14 protein-coding genes are annotated in these 14,454 nt (G+C 73.8%); 8 read left to right on the top strand and 6 right to left on the bottom strand.

Features of this window, described 5'->3' with window-relative positions; all coding sequences use genetic code 11:
* Positions 1 to 3: 3 nt before the first annotated feature.
* Both ACIDOF_RS22775 and ACIDOF_RS22770 read right to left on the bottom strand, forming a co-directional pair.
* Positions 4 to 2,547 (bottom strand): NB-ARC domain-containing protein, encoded by a 2,544-nt coding sequence (locus ACIDOF_RS22775; protein WP_409007864.1) that lies wholly within the window; start codon positions 2,545 to 2,547, stop codon positions 4 to 6.
* Between the two features lie 425 nt (positions 2,548 to 2,972).
* Entirely contained in the window at positions 2,973 to 3,470 is a 498-nt protein-coding gene (locus ACIDOF_RS22770) for a DUF5994 family protein (protein WP_409007862.1), read from the bottom strand.
* 288 nt (positions 3,471 to 3,758) lie between these two features.
* Between ACIDOF_RS22770 and ACIDOF_RS22765 the strand changes: the two genes are divergently transcribed.
* The 3 genes from ACIDOF_RS22765 (at position 3,759) to ACIDOF_RS22755 (ending at position 6,513) form a co-directional block, all read left to right on the top strand.
* Entirely contained in the window at positions 3,759 to 4,361 is a 603-nt protein-coding gene (locus ACIDOF_RS22765; RefSeq protein WP_409007861.1) for a DUF5994 family protein, read from the top strand.
* A gap of 4 nt (positions 4,362 to 4,365) precedes the next feature.
* Positions 4,366 to 4,584, top strand: coding sequence for a hypothetical protein (locus ACIDOF_RS22760; protein WP_409007860.1), 219 nt, complete (start codon positions 4,366 to 4,368; stop codon positions 4,582 to 4,584).
* Between the two features lie 702 nt (positions 4,585 to 5,286).
* Positions 5,287 to 6,513 carry a PP2C family protein-serine/threonine phosphatase gene (locus ACIDOF_RS22755; protein ID WP_409007859.1) on the top strand — a complete coding sequence of 409 codons (1,227 nt, stop codon included), beginning with the start codon at positions 5,287 to 5,289 and terminating at the stop codon, positions 6,511 to 6,513.
* A 521-nt stretch (positions 6,514 to 7,034) separates the two neighbouring features.
* Here ACIDOF_RS22755 and ACIDOF_RS22750 read toward each other — a convergent pair.
* On the bottom strand, positions 7,035 to 7,628 hold the full coding sequence (locus tag ACIDOF_RS22750) for a CGNR zinc finger domain-containing protein (protein ID WP_409007858.1): 594 nt from the start codon (positions 7,626 to 7,628) through the stop codon (positions 7,035 to 7,037).
* A gap of 91 nt (positions 7,629 to 7,719) precedes the next feature.
* On the opposite strand from ACIDOF_RS22750, the gene ACIDOF_RS22745 reads away from it, so the two are divergent.
* The 4 genes from ACIDOF_RS22745 (at position 7,720) to ACIDOF_RS22730 (ending at position 11,644) form a co-directional block, all read left to right on the top strand.
* On the top strand, positions 7,720 to 8,514 hold the full coding sequence (locus ACIDOF_RS22745) for an MBL fold metallo-hydrolase (RefSeq protein ID WP_409007857.1): 795 nt from the start codon (positions 7,720 to 7,722) through the stop codon (positions 8,512 to 8,514).
* Between the two features lie 146 nt (positions 8,515 to 8,660).
* Positions 8,661 to 9,746, top strand: a complete 1,086-nt coding sequence (locus ACIDOF_RS22740; protein WP_409007856.1) for an LLM class flavin-dependent oxidoreductase — start codon at positions 8,661 to 8,663, stop codon at positions 9,744 to 9,746.
* A 60-nt stretch (positions 9,747 to 9,806) separates the two neighbouring features.
* A complete protein-coding gene (locus ACIDOF_RS22735) occupies positions 9,807 to 10,031 on the top strand; it encodes a hypothetical protein (RefSeq protein ID WP_409007854.1) in 225 nt (74 codons plus the stop codon).
* 263 nt (positions 10,032 to 10,294) lie between these two features.
* On the top strand, positions 10,295 to 11,644 hold the full coding sequence (locus ACIDOF_RS22730; protein WP_409007853.1) for an MFS transporter: 1,350 nt from the start codon (positions 10,295 to 10,297) through the stop codon (positions 11,642 to 11,644).
* On the opposite strand, the gene ACIDOF_RS22725 is transcribed toward ACIDOF_RS22730, so the two are convergent.
* Entirely contained in the window at positions 11,634 to 12,215 is a 582-nt protein-coding gene (locus ACIDOF_RS22725) for a TMEM165/GDT1 family protein (RefSeq protein WP_409007852.1), read from the bottom strand. The two genes, ACIDOF_RS22730 and ACIDOF_RS22725, sit on opposite strands and share 11 nt — an antisense overlap.
* Positions 12,216 to 12,512: 297 nt before the next feature.
* The gene (locus tag ACIDOF_RS22720; RefSeq protein WP_409007851.1) at positions 12,513 to 12,992 is read right to left on the bottom strand and encodes a DUF2000 family protein; all 480 of its coding nucleotides are present in this window, start codon (positions 12,990 to 12,992) and stop codon (positions 12,513 to 12,515) included.
* 49 nt (positions 12,993 to 13,041) lie between these two features.
* Between ACIDOF_RS22720 and ACIDOF_RS22715 the strand changes: the two genes are divergently transcribed.
* Positions 13,042 to 13,935, top strand: coding sequence for an AraC family transcriptional regulator (locus ACIDOF_RS22715; RefSeq protein ID WP_409007850.1), 894 nt, complete (start codon positions 13,042 to 13,044; stop codon positions 13,933 to 13,935).
* Here ACIDOF_RS22715 and ACIDOF_RS22710 read toward each other — a convergent pair.
* Entirely contained in the window at positions 13,856 to 14,452 is a 597-nt protein-coding gene (locus tag ACIDOF_RS22710; RefSeq protein ID WP_409007849.1) for a GNAT family N-acetyltransferase, read from the bottom strand. The genes ACIDOF_RS22715 and ACIDOF_RS22710 overlap by 80 nt on opposite strands.
* Between the last annotated feature and the right edge of the window lie 2 nt (positions 14,453 to 14,454).

Genomic DNA, 14,454 nt, shown 5'->3' with positions numbered 1-14,454 from the left:
GCCTCACTCGTCGAGTTCGGCCAGGCGGTGGCGCACGGCTTCCGCCTCGCCGCTGCCGTTCTCCTCGTGAATCTCAAGCGCCCTGGACAGCCATGCGCGCACCTCCGCCGTACCGCCCTCCTCCTGGCGCACCGTCTCGGCGAGCATCACCAGCGCCTGCGCTTCGTAGTGCGTGGCCTTGAGGTCGTGCAGGGTCCGTGCGGCCTCGCTGAGGGCGCTCACCGCGTCCTCGGTGTCGCCCCGGCGGGCGAGGACCTGACCGATCGCGGCCTGGGCGCGGGCCGCCATGCGCGCGTCGGGCTCGGTCAGGCCCAGGAACTCCTGACGGGCGCTCCGCAGAGTTTCCAGGGCCTGCGTGTGCTCGCCGCGGGTGTGCAGGGCGCTGCCGAGGAAGTACCGGGCGATGGCAGCGCCTCGGGCTTCGCCGGCCCTCAGGTTGAGGTCGAGCGACGCCCGGTAGGCCGTAACGGCTTGGTCCGCGTCGGTCCGTTCCAGGCAGCGGCCCAGGAACTCCTGCACGGATGCGCGCAGGACCAGATGATCGGTGACGTCCGCGCGGGCGACGGCCGTGCGCAGTTCCGCACCGGCGCGTTCCTGCTCGCCGAGGTCCATCAGGGGCCGCGAGAGGAGACTGCGCAGCCGTGCCTCGGCTTGTGCCGCCACCGCGACGTCCTCCGCCGTTTCTGCGACTGCGGCAGACGCGACGGCGGCCTCGACCCCCAGCGTGAGCGATTCGCGCCATCCCGCGAGGTGGCGGCGCTGCAGGAAGTACGCGGTGAACGCCTCGGCCAACGGCCACACCAGGTGGTCGAGTCCGTGACGGCGTCCTGCGCGCAGCACCGCCAGGATCGCGAATCGCTCGGCCTCCAGCCACTCCAGAGGCGAAGGGCCTCCGGGGGCTGCGAAGGGGTCGGTGGCGCGGGCGAGGAGTGCGGAGAGGTCGGCGATGCGCAGGCGGTCCAGCCGAATGGCCCGGTCGGCGAACGCGGTGAGAGCCAGATAGTGCCTCGCCACACGCTCCGTCACCGTCCGTTCCTCGGCGGACGGCAGGTCCCTCTGCTCGCCGTCGGGCCGTTCCTCCTGGGCAGCGCGCTTCTTCGCGTGCAGCCGGACGAGACGGTGCAGGTGGTATCGGCGGTCGGCCGTGCGGTCCAGCAGGCATGCAGCCACCAACGATCCCAGCGCCTGCCGTGCCGCCACGGTGTCGAGTCGGGCTGCTGCCGCGACGACCCCCGCGTCGAAGGTGCTGATCGGCAGCCGGCCGAGGAGACGGTAGATCCGAGCCGCGTCCGGGCTGAGGGCGCGGTAGGCGGAATCGAGAACTGCCGACACCGAATGCTCCTCGTTCTCGCCGTCCTCGCGGTGGCCTCCGTCGAGGGACAGTCCGGCGAGGCGGCGGGCCTCGTCGGTGAGTTCTTCCGCCAGCTCCGCCATGGTCAGGTGCTCGTCGACGAGCAGGCGGGCGGACACGATCTGCAGGGCCACGGGAAGCCCGTCGCACAGGGACACCAGGCGTGCCGCGGCCGCGGGCTCGGCGGAGACCGCCTCCTCGCCCAGCCGGTCGCGCAGCAGAGCGAGGCCGCCCTCCTCGTCCAGCGGCTTGACGGAGATCAACCTGGCGCCGTCCAGGGCGAGTTCCGCCAGGCGACGCCGGCTCGTGGCCAGGACTGCGCTGCCGGTCCCCTTGGGGATCAGCGCCCGCACCTGTGCCGGCCGGGTCACGTCGTCGAGTACGAGCAGCAGCCTGCGGTCCGCGCTGCGGGAGCGGTACAGGGCCGCCCGTTCCTCGAGCGACCTGGGGATGCAGTCGTCCTTCACCTGCAACGACCTGAGCAGCATGGCCAGGGCCTCGGAGACGTCACCGCCGCGCGACTCGCCCTGCAGCGCCGTGAAGTCGACGTACAGCTGACCGTCCGGAAACCGGTCGCGGACCGAGTCGGCCCAGTGCCAGGACAGTGCCGTCTTTCCGACGCCCGGGAGTCCGTCGAGCACGTCCACTCCGACCGCGGCCCGGCCCTGGCTGTGCCCTGCCGCGGCCAGACCTCGACTGAGCTCCCTGAGCTCGGCGACGCGGTTGCTGAACCGCACGGTCAGCGGGGGAACCTGGTCGGGCAGCGCACTGCCGTCGGGCTCTGTCGGCGGGACGTTGAACGTGATGCCGCCGTGGATGTGTGCGCCCTGGAGGTCGGGGCCGTAATGGCTGCCGCCGCGCGCCGCAGCGGCAGGCAGCATGTCGCCCAGCTCCGCGATCAGGGTACGCAACTCCGTTGCGGCAGCGGGGTCCTCGGCCAGGAGCTCCAGCAGTCGAGCACGCCATGCGGCCTCGACTGCTGCCGCTGCTTCCCCGTCGTCCCGCTCCCCCGACTCCCGCGCTCCGGTCAACTCGTCGCTCGCCGCCTGAAGTTCGCCTTCCGTGTCGGCGTCCGTCCGGCGTCTGCGGAGGAAGCCGACCAGTCGCTGCTTCGCATGCGTCCACGACTCCGTGACCATCAGGCCCACCATCGTCGTCGCCCCCGCTGTCGCGAGAGCCGTCAACTCAGCCTCCACCAAGCCCCCTTCAACCACTGACCCCCGTCTGCCGACGGTCCCGGAGGCCACCGTAGAACGGTCACTCCCACCTTCCCAAGCGGCCGACCGCCGAGCCTGCCATCCGTTTCCCCGCGGTCCTTTCGTACGGATGGGCTCGTCCTCACGGAGCGCCGCCACGGCCTGCGGAGTGGCCCCGCAGCCCCGTGCCCGGTTCTTCCCGTGCTTCGACAGGCGGGGTCCGCACACGCTGATCTACGGGCCGGTGCACCGCACGCGGTCCTTGGGCGCGCACGGCTGAGGCTCGCGCAGTCGAGGCCACCGACACCTGCCTATCCTGGCGTGCATTTCGGCCGTCCACGGCCTGATCGACGAGCACAGGCCGCCGCGCATCCTGACAGGCGCACGTCCCCGTGCATCCCGTCGTCACGAGTGGCGCAGAGCCACTACTTCTCGGCCGCCGTCGACTCGGGGAGTACGGCGAGGAGGATCTCGGTGGCCTGGGCGGCGCTGCCGGCGTCGACCGCGCGGGCCATCGCCTCGCGGGCCGCCTCCGCGTCGGCCTGCGGCGGGACCACGAGGAGGGCGAAGTGGTCGCTGCCGCCGCGGGTGATCAGGACGGTGTCGTCGCCCACGGGGAACGAGTCGAGGTGCACCACGCGGTCGTCGACGACCAGACGGGTGGGGATCTGCGTCCAGGCCGCACTGTCCAGGCCGACCCTGGTGATGGGGCCGAGGTGTGCGGTGAGGGCCCGGATCAGCGCGGGGAGCTCCGCGTCGACATCACGGGAGCGGGGCCACCAGGCGCCGTCGAGGGCGCCTTCGCGTGACCGCGTCGTCTGCAGCCGCAACAGCGTCGCACCGGGCTTCACGGCCTGATGGATCTCGTCCGGAAGGAGCTTCCGGACGGTGGGGACGGGCCTGGGGTTGTCGGATTCGGCCATGGTGCTCCACCTGCCTGCCGGGGTTGCCGACACCGCTTCGCCGGCTGGACGCCGCCGTTGTTTCACCGTACTCCGATGCCCGCGGCACACGTTCCCGGCCCTGCGGCCCGGCGCCTCCGGCCGCCCCCGGGCCGGCCGGAGGAACGGCTGAACAGGGGCTTTCGGAGGGTGTGGCGGAGTAGGCTGGAGACACCGGGAGTTCTTCGTACACCCGCTCCCACGCGGACGTCGTTTCCGGCGATCGATACGCCGGGCCGCTCACAGGCGGCCTGGAGACTGGTCCGCGTCATGGCCACCTCGTTCACTTCCTTCCCCACCCCTGTCGGCCCCACGGCGCAGGCGCGTGTCGCGCTGACGCCGGGCACGGCCCGTACGGGTCTCCTGGACGGCGCCTGGTGGCCCCGCTCGCGGGACCTCGCGGCCGAACTGCCGCTGCTCCTCGACGCGTTGGAGGGCACCTGGGGGCGCATCACCCGCGTCCTAGTCAACCCCGTCCGCTGGCCCGTCGTCCCGCGCAAGGTGCCCGTCCCGGGCCGCGTCGTGCACGTGGGCTGGTTCACCGAGCTGGGGCCCGACAAGGTGATCCTGCGCTCCTACACCGTGGGGCGGTACGACCTCCTCGTGGTCCCGCCGGAGACCGAGCCCGCCGCGGCCGCCCGGCTGATGAGCGCCGCCTCCGCTCCGGGCGGCCTCCGCACCGCCGGCGACCTCATGGCCGACGAGGCGGAAGCGGCCGGCACCGACGGGGACGAGCCGCGGCAGGACGAGCGGGGCCGGGCCGACTGGGACACCGACGGCGGGGCTGCACAAGCACTCGTGCCCCCGCCCCGGCAGAGTCCGGTCGTCGGGGCCCGCATGATTCCCCTGCGCAAGACCAGATGGGGTTGGTGACGGCATGGACGTCTTCCTGCTGATCACGGCGATCGCCCTCGTCATCGCCCTGGGCATCGGCCTGATCCACCGACTCAACGCCCAGCACGACGCGCGCATCGCGGCCCACCGCTTCAGCGACCCGTTCCCGCCCCTCCGCCGCCCTCCCGGCTACCACCGGCACAGGACGCCGGGCCTGGTAGCAGGGCGCAGAAGAGGCCCGCCGCCCGCTCGCCGCCCCTGACGGGACATCCGAGTACGACCGGCAGCGCATCCGGTACGGAGGTCCGTACCGTGACCGCGACCGACCCGCCGACCGGGCCGGCCGAATACGGATCGTCGCCGCCCCCTCCCCGAAACCGCCCGCGCCGTAGCCGAGTTGCTCCGCCACACCTTCGCGAGCAGGGAACCGCGCAGCTGCCCGGCGCCGGCCGGCGGCACTCGGCTCCACCTGACCGTCGACACCGGCGCAGCCGCCGGATCGCCCCACTCGTGGCCGGCCGGCACCGGGATGTCCGACGGGGCGCACGGCCACGAAGTCGCCGACGTGCCGACTGCCCCCGGGCGGGCATGACGGCCCACCCGCGGGGCGCGCCGCCCCACTCCCAGGCCCCCTGCCCGCGCTCCGAACGTGGACGATCACATGGGGGGGGTACGACGCGAACGAGCCGGTCGACCGGGGCGACGCCGAGCACCCCGACAGGATCGAGCTGATCCTCGCCGACGACGTGCCCCCGACCGCCCCGCCCCTCAGAATGTGAACAGGGCAACCGCTCACCGGGGCTCGACAGCGGCACCGCCCCGCATTCCGGCCCGCCCCCGGGCGGCGGAGTGGGCCTGCACGGCATGACGGAGTGCGCCGTTCCCGGCCGATCCCCACGTCGCGCCGAGCGCGGCGGAGAGCGGGTGCGGACGGCAGGCGGGTCAGGGCAGCGGCAGCCTGGTCATGGAAAGGGACGACGTGGATCGGTCGGAGGGGTTCGGCGAGCGGCTGCTCGGCCTGCTCCTCGACCGGGCGCGGGTGGTGCCGCCGCAGCTGATCGCCCCGTTGGTCGCGGAGGAGGTGGCCGGGATCGGCGGCCGCGACGTCTCCATCCTGCTCCAGGACTACGCGCAGGAAGTGCTGGTGCCATTGCCGGGCCGGAAGCTGCACGTCGGCCACCCCGAGCCGATGGCCGGTACACCTGCCGGCCGGGCCTTCCTGCTCGCGGATGTCGTCGAGGCGCCGGCCGTCGGTGGCGGCGTGCGGATGTATCTGCCGCTCCTCGACGGCAGCGACACAGTGGGCGTGCTGGCTCTGACCATCGACTCCGTCGGCGACGACGACCGGCGTCTCCTGCGTCGGCTCGCGGGTCTGGTGGCCGACATGCTGGTCACCAAGAACGCGTACACCGACCAGTTCTTCCTGGCCCGGCGCCGGGAACCGATGAGCGTGTCGGCGGAGATCCAGTGGAGCCTGCTGCCGCCGCTGAGCATGACCGTGCCGCAGGTCGCGTTGGCCGGCAACCTGGAGCCCGCCTACCGCGTCGCCGGCGACAGTTTCGACTACGCCCTCAACGAGAACATCCTGCACATCGCGGTGATCGACGCCATGGGCCACGGCCTGGACGCGGCCGCGATGGCGACCGTCGCCATCGGCGCGTACCGGCATGCCCGGCGCGTGTTCGTCAGCCTGGCCGAGAAGTACGCGTACATGGACGATGCCGTCTCCCAGCAGTTCGGCCCCGATCACTTCGTCACGGCTGAGCTGATGCACCTCAACATCGCCACCGGGGAGTTGGAGCTGGTCAACGCCGGCCATCCCGCGCCGCTGCTGGTCCGCGGCGGGCGGGTCGAGCGGCAGTTGGAGAGTGCGACGACGCTGCCCGTCGGCTTCGGCGGCGAGGAGCCCCGGATCCGAGAACACCAACTCCAGCCGGGTGACCGGGTGTTGTGCTACACCGACGGCATCATCGAGGAACACCTCAACCCCGAGGAACTGTTCGGCGAGGCACGCCTCATCGACTGCGTCAACCGCCTCGCACAGGAACCCTCCGAGGGAGTCCGGGCGGATCTGCGCCGCCTCTCCCACACCCTGAAGCGGGAACGGGGCGGCCACACCAGCGACGACGCCACCCTCTTCATGATCGAGTGGCGCGGCGGCGCCGCCGACCACCTCGCGGTCCTCGACTGAGCGACCTCGACGGCACGGACGAGCCACCGCGGCACAAGCCGAAGCGGCAGCGGCCGATACGCGCGGGCGGCGAAACCATCGGCGGACTGGGCGAGTTCTGGAGCCGGGCCTGCCCCGAGCCGGCCGCCCGAGCCGGCCGCCCCATGCGCGGCATCCTGGCCGAGCACCTCGCGGCAACGGCCCCGGGTGCGCACACCGGCACCCGCACCGAACGGGTCGAGGGGTGTGCGGGCGAATCCCGGTGCGGTGCACGGGCGTTGCCGACGGGCGAGGGGCCCGGAACGGTGGGCAGGCGCCCGGGGTGACGACGGCGGCGCTCGGCGCACGGCTCCCGAACACCACGAAACCGCCCTCCCCTGATGAGCTGGCAGCTCCCACCATCCCGATCCCGAGAATGCCGTGGGGCGCGGGGGCGTCCGAGGGCGGCGGCGGGACCGTTCGCCGCGCGATGTCGGGCCGGCTTCGGGTCCGGCGAACACGGCGGTGCCCCGGGCCCGTCCGCCGTACGCGTCCAGGTCTCTTCAGTCCGTCGTGGTGCGGCGGGCGTAGGCGCGGGCGGCGCGAGCGCGGTCGCCGCAGCGGGTGGAGCACCACTGGCGGCGGCCGTGCTTCAGCAGGAAGCGGTTGCAGGGCGGCGAGGCGCAGGCGGTGAGGCGGTCCGCGTCGGCGGAGGTGAGCAGGTCGGCGGCGTCGGCGGCGATGACGGCCAGGGCGTGCTCGACGATCGCGGTGGTGGGGTGCGGCGCGGCACGGTAGGGCCCGGTCTTCTCGTCCCACAGCAGCAGGGACGCGGTCGGTACGCGGGTCATCGCGTCGTTGACCGCCGTGACGGCGGCGGGCAGGGCGGGTGCGCCGGCGACGCGGGAGGCCAGCAGCGACCTGACCTGTTCGCGCAGCGAGCGCAGCTGCGTCGCGCACACCTCCGCGAGGCCGGTGCCCTCCGGCGCGAGGTCGCGCTGCGTCAGCCACAGCTCGGCCTGTGCCGGGGTGCCCAGGAGGTCGGCCGTGTGTCCGCCGGGCAGGGCGACGGCGCTGTTGGCGAGGGCCAGGGCCGGGTGCTCCGCCTCGCCCGGCGCCGACGGCAGGGCGGTTTCTTCCGTCAGGAGCTGTTCCATGGCTCTCATGGTACGGCTTGCGCCTATCCGTGAGACATGCGTACAGTCACTTCACGGTTAACGAACCATCTATCCGTGAGGAAATCTTCTCGTGTCTTCCCCGACCCCGCAGACCGCCGCGTTCCCCGTCCGTGTCTTCGGCGGCCCGACCGCCCTCTTCGAGTACGGCGGCCTGCGCTTTCTCACCGACCCGACCTTCGACGGCCCCGGCGACCACCCGGCACCGGCCGTCGTCCTGACCAAGACGGCCGCGGCCGCCGGCAGCCCCGCCGACCTCGGCCACGTCGACGTGGTCCTGCTCTCGCACGACGAGCACGCCGACAACCTCGACACCTCCGGCCGGGCCCTGCTCGCCGACGTACCCCTGACGCTCACCACCCCCGGCGGCGGGGAGCGACTCGGGGAGGCGGCCACCGGCCTCGCCGACTGGCAGTCGGTCGAGCTGGAGCGCCGGGACGGCGGGCCCGGCACGGTCACCGTGACCGGCGTGCCCGCCATCCACGGCCCCGGCCCGCGCGAGGAGGTCGAGCCGATCTGCGGCGAGGTCGTCGGGTTCGTCCTGACCGGCGAGGGCCTGCCCACCGTCTACGTCAGCGGCGACAACGCCTCCCTCGACGCGGTCGAGGAGATCGCCGGGCACTTCGCCCCGGTCGACACAGCCCTCCTCTTCGCCGGAGCGCCCCGTTTCTCCGAGGTCTTCGACGGCGGGCTGATCGTCCTGGACAGCGCCCAGACCGCACAGGCCGCGAAGATCCTCGACGCCCGCCGCGTGGTTCCCGTCCACTACGACGGCTGGGCCCACTTCACGGAGGGCCGCGACGCGCTGGCGGCCGCCTTCACCGCCGCCGGTCTCGCCGACCGCGTCGACTTCGGCGTCCGCGGCTGACGGCACGTGCGCCCTGCGTCCGCAGGGCCGTACGTCCCCCACGTACGCCGGACACAGCCGGGCGCCGGCCCGCAGAGACCCGCCGCGACCGCCGGCCGGCGCCCGCCCCGCCCTCAACTCCCGTACCACCGAAGGACCGCAGCACCATGACCGACCCGATCCGCGGCACCCGCCACGGCACCGCCCCCGCCGCCCTGTCCGTACTGGACTCCGCCCTGACCGGCACCGGTCAGACCGCCGCGGAGGCGCTGGCCGCCAGCATCGAACTCGCCCGGCTCGCCGACCGGCGCGGCTTCAGCCGCTACTGGATGAACGAGCACCACGCCATGCCCGGCGTCTCCACCTCCAGCCCGCCCGTCCTGCTTGCCCGGCTCACCGCGGAGACCAGCAGCCTGCGGCTCGGCGCGGGCGGGATCATGCTGCCCAACCATCCGCCACTGGTCGTCGCCGAACAGTTCGGCATGCTGGACGCCCTCGCCCCCGGCCGCATCGACCTCGGCCTGGGCCGCGCGCCGGGCACCGACCACGCCACAGCGGCCGCCCTGCGCCGCGGCGCGAGCGACGCCGAGCACTTCCCCCAGCAGGTCGTCGAGCTGCTGCACTTCCTCGGCGACGACTTCCCGGCCGAACACCCTTACGCGGACCGCGTGTACGCCGTGCCGGGGCCCGCCCAGGACCGGTTCAACGGCGTCACCCCGCCGGCCGGCCGCCTGCCGGTGTGGCTGCTCGGCTCGTCCGGCTACTCGGCGCGGCTCGCCGCCCGGCTCGGGCTGCCGTTCGCCTTCGCCGCGCACTTCAACCCGCGCGACGTCGTGGCCGCGCTGCGCCTGTACCGCGAACGGTTCACTCCGTCCGAGGCGTTGGCCGAGCCGTACGCGCTGGTCAGCTTCACCGTCGCCGCATCCCACGACGAGGACGAGGCCCGCCGCCAGGCCGGCACCCTCGCGCACGCCATGCTCCGCATGTTCCAGCGCAAGTCCTACCTCCTGCCGTCCCCCGAGGAAGTGGACGCCTACGCCTACGACGCCCAGGAGCGCCAGGCCGTCGACAGCTGGCTGACCCACGTCCCGCACGGCACGCCCGCGCAGGTCACCGCCCACCTGAACCAGGTGCAGCGGGACTCCGGCGCCGACGAGCTCATGATCGGCAGCGTCGGCCACTCCGCCGAGGCCCGGCTGCGTTCCACCGAGCTGATCGCCGACGCCTACGGCATGCCCGACGGCGCCCCCTGACGCAGACCGTCGTCCACCGCCGAGTTCCCCTGATTCTCCAGGAGTTACGAGGAGTCCGCCGTGGCCGCTCTCCTCGCCCTGACCGACAGCCCGCCCCGTACGGGCACCTCCCGTACGGCCACGTCCCGTACGGCCACGTCCCGTACCGCCCTCCCGGCCGTGCACACCGGCGCGGGGCTACGGGACCGCGGCCACCAGGCCCACGCACTCGCCCTGTGCGACCTGCCCCGACGCGCCACTGCTCTCCGGGGACGCTCGGGACGCGTCGCCCGTCCCGCGCGGTGAATGCGGTGCCACCCCTCACCGGAGGCGGCACCCCGTCCTCGCCCTCGACCACGCGCCGCGCCCGGTCCTCACCGCGCTCGGAGCCCGGCGCGGCAGGCATCGACCACCACGACGAGCGTCAACCGGCCCACGTCGCCGACCAGTTCGGCAGGGACTCTCCCGGTCCCGGCGCCCCGGTCCCGCGCGCGCCTGACCGCCGCCTGACCACCACCGGCCTCGTCTCCCCTGCTCCCCCGCCCCGCGAACCCGAAGGTACGGTCCCCATGGGCCACCCGCCCCTCACTCCGACCCGCACCCCCTCCACCTCGGCGCCCGCCCCTTCCCCAGCGGCGGTGCAACGACGCACCCTGACCGTGCTGCTCGTCTCCCAGGTCCTCAGCGGCGCCGGTCTCGCCGCCGGCGTCACCGTCGCCGGGCTCCTTGCCGCGCAGATGCTGCACGACACCTCGCTGTCCGGGCTGCCCATCGCCCTGCTCACCGCGGGCTCGGCCGTCGCCGCCGTCGTCGTCGGACGCGTCTCCCAGCGCTTCGGCCGCCGCCCCGGCTTGGCCGCCGGATATCTCACCGGCGCCCTCGGCAGTGCCGGTGTCGTCGTCGCGGCCGTGTTCGCCAGCCCCGCCCTGCTGTTCCTCTCCCTGTTCCTGTACGGCGCCGGCACGACGTCCAACCTCCAGGCCCGGTACGCGGGAGCCGACCTCGCCGCGCCCCGCCGACGCGCCCGCGCCACCTCCACCGTCATCGTGGCCACCACCGTCGGCGGCGTCGCCGGGCCTCTGCTCGCCGCCCCGGCCGGGCGCCTCGCGACCGCGCTCCGACTGCCCGAGCTGACCGGCCTGTTCCTCCTCTCCACGGCCGCGTTCACGCTGGCCGCGCTGACCCTCCACGTATGGCTGCGCCCGGACCCGCTGGTGCTCGCCCGCACCCTGCCCGCGCACCCGGACGAGGCCGCGACCGCAGGCTCCCCCTCCCGGTCCGGCCCCGGCCTGCTCGTCGGCGTCGTGGTGCTCGTTCTCAGCCAGCTCGTCATGGTGGCCGTGATGACGATGACGCCCGTCCACATGCACGCCCACGGCTTCGGCACCGCCGCGTCCGGCCTGGTCATCGCCCTGCACACCGGGTCCATGTACCTGCCGTCGCCGCTGGCCGGCCGCCTCGTCGACCGCTTCGGCGCGACCGCGATGAGCGTGGTGACGGCCGGCGTGCTGCTCGCCGCGGGAGTGGTCGCCGCCCTCGCGCCCGCACGCTCCCTCGCCCTGATCGTCCTCGCCCTGGTCCTGCTCGGCGTCGGCTGGAGCTGCGGCCTGGTCACCGGCACCGCGATCGTCACCGACAGCACGACCCTGGCCGCCCGCGCCAAGGTCCAGGGACTCGTCGACGTCGCTGTCGCCGTCGCGGGCGCCGTCGGCGGTCTGGCCTCCGGCATCGTCGTCGCCGTCACCAGCTACCCGGCCCTCGCCGTGCTGTGCGGCGCCCTCGCCCTCGTGGCCGCGCCCGCTGCCGTCGTCGCGGCGGGCAGGGGGTCCGGGCGGGCGGCCGGGGAGCCGACAAGGCATCCCGAAACCGTGCCCGGCCCTGAACCCCGGCCCGGCCTTGAACCGCCGCTCAGCCCGTGAACGCCTCGATCAGCGTCCAGATCGCGAGCGCCGCCATGCAGGCCGCGCCGATGCGCTGCACGGTCTTCAGCGGTACGCGCTGCGCGATGAACTTGCCGACGAGCAGGGCGAGCGCGGAGACCGACATCAGGGCGGCGGCGGAGCCGATGGCGGTGGGCAGCCAGCCGTTGGTGGCGGCGAGGTTGGCGGTGGTGATCTGCGTGAGGTCGCCCCACTCGCTGATGAAGACCGCCATGAACGCCGCCGTGTAGACGGGCCAGAACCCGGTGACGGTGCGGCCGGCGCCCTCCTCGTCATCGTCGTCCCCGCCGCGCAGCAGCACGAACGCGCCGAACGCGAACAGGGCGGCCGAGACGAGCTTGACCACCATCGTCGGCAGGAGCCCGAGGAGGCTGCCGGCGCCGACGGCGATGGCGACGTGCACGACGAACGCGGTGGACGTGCCGAACCAGACGTACAGGGGACGCATGCGGGTGCCCATGGCGAGCGACGCGAACATGGTCTTATCGGGCAGTTCGGCGAGGAAGATCAGCCCGAAGGCGGTGAGGATCGCCAGGGGGTCGAGAGTCATGCCGGTACGGGTGCTTTCTGCTGGGGCCGGGCCGACGGGCTCGAACGGCACCCAGGCGGGCGACGGGGAGAACCCATTCGGCCCGGCACGACGGATCCGCCCGCACGGTGGTGCGGGCAGGGTCATGCCTGGCCGAAGGTCTCGTCCGCCCCGCACTCGGTGCGGTGGCCCGGTGGCCGGGTCGTCTCGCGACGTCCAGTGTGTCGACCAGCGGTTCTCGGGACTACTCCCCTTCGCGGCCACCCATGCTACACAGCCCGTCCGGCGCCCGACCATGCCGCCCTGCGTCGGCGCAGGTCAGGGGTGCATGCGGGCCCCCTTGAGGACCTTGTCGACCGCGTTGCGCGGCCCGTACACGGCGATCCCCACCAGGTCCAGCTGCGACGTGGGCACGGCGCGGACGGCGGCGCGGTTGTCGCGGTCGTTGCCGGTGGCGAAGAGGTCGGAGGTGAACACGGACCGGGGCAGCGAGCGGGCGAGGGCCCGCCCGTGCGCGGCGGTCAGCGTCTCCTTGCCGCCCTCGAAGACGAGGACGGGCTGCCGGAACATCGGCAGGTACGGGGTGTCGTCGGCGTCGGCGTACGGCTCGCCGATCACCTCTGGCGCCCGGCTGCCGAGTCCGCTGACGAGGAACGCGGTGACGTTGAGCCGCTGCCAGGACTCCAGGTCCTCGCGCAGCAGCACGGCGATCTTGGTGTCGAAGCGTACGGGGGCGGGGGCGGCGGGGGCGGCGGGTTCGGCGGAGGCCGGTACCGCGGTGGTGTGCTCGGTCGTCATGCTCCGATCCTGTCGACCGGGCCCGGCGCGGCTCTTGTACGTTCTTTGCATGGTGGCGGGGCCGGGTGGAGTCGCGGGAGCGGGCGGCGGCGGGCAGCGGGTGTCGGCGTGGCGGCCGGAGGTGCCCGGGGTGGTGGAGGTCTTCCACGCCCGGTTCACGGAGCACGCGTACCCGATGCATGTGCACGACGTGTGGACGCTGCTGATCGTCGACGACGGGGCCGTCCGCTACGACCTGGACCGGCGCGAGCACGGCACCCCGCTGGACCGGGTGACGCTGCTGCCGCCGCATGTGCCGCACAACGGCGCGCCCGCGACCGAGCGCGGGTTCCGCAAGCGGGTGCTGTACCTGGACCTGCCCGCGCTCGACGAGAGCCTGATCGGCGCGGCCGTCGACGGCCCGGATCTGGCGGACCCGCTGCTGCGGCGGCGCGTGGGCCAGGTGCACGCGGCGCTCGCGTACCGGGGGGACGAGCTGGAGGCGGAGAGCCGGCTCGCGCTGATCGGGGAGCGGCTGCGGGCCCATCTGCGGCCCCGGCTCGGCGCCCGTCCGCCGGAGCGTGAGCCCGGGGTCGCCGGTGAGCTGCGGGAGCTCCTGGACGCGCGGCTGCTCGACGGGGTGAGCCTGGAGGAGGCGTCGGGGCTGCTGCACGCCCACCCGGCGCATCTGGTGCGGGCGTTCACGTCGGCGTACGGCATCGCCCCGCACCAGTACCTCACGTCCCGCCGCCTGGAGCGGGCCCGGCGGCTGCTGCTCGACGGGATGCGCCCGGCGCAGGCGGCGGCCGAGGCCGGGTTCTACGACCAGTCGCATCTGAACCGGCACTTCAAGCGGCTCACCGGGACCACTCCGGGCAGCTACGTCAGGAGCGGCCCTCCCCCGCGCGGGCAGGCGCCTCCTCCCCCGCCCGGTGCTCGGCCCGGCGCCAGTCCTCCCGCCTGATGCGGCAGACGACGCTGCGCTGCCACGGGCCCGCGGGGACGGTCGGGTCGTCGAAGTCCTCGGCCGGGTCGTGGGTCATGCCGAGGCGCCGCATCACGGCCCGGGAGCGGGTGTTGCCGACGGCGGTGAGGGCGAGGATCTCCTCCAGGCCGACCGTCTCGAAGCCGAACCGCAGGACGGCGCGGCCCGCCTCGGTCGCGTACCCGTGGCCCCAGGCCGAGCGGGCGAGCCTCCAGCCGGCCTCGACGCCGCCGAACGGCAGGCCCTCCTCGACCGGGTCGAGCCCGGCGAAGCCGACGAACTCCCCCGACTCGACGACCTCGACGGCCCACCAGCCCCAGCCGCGCTCGGCGAGCTCCGCGCGGAAGTCGGCCACGGAGAGCGCGCTCTGTTCGGCGGTCAGCACCCCGGGGAAGTGTTCGCGGACCTCGGGGTCGGCGTTGAGGGCGGCCCACGGCGCGATGTCGGAGTCGCGCCAACTGCGCAGCAGGAGACGGTCGGTTCGGATCTCTGGCATCG

Source organism: Streptomyces sp. Da 82-17 (assembly GCF_046098215.1).
GTDB lineage: Bacteria > Actinomycetota > Actinomycetes > Streptomycetales > Streptomycetaceae > Streptomyces.
This window is presented reverse-complemented; position numbering and strand designations above follow the sequence as displayed.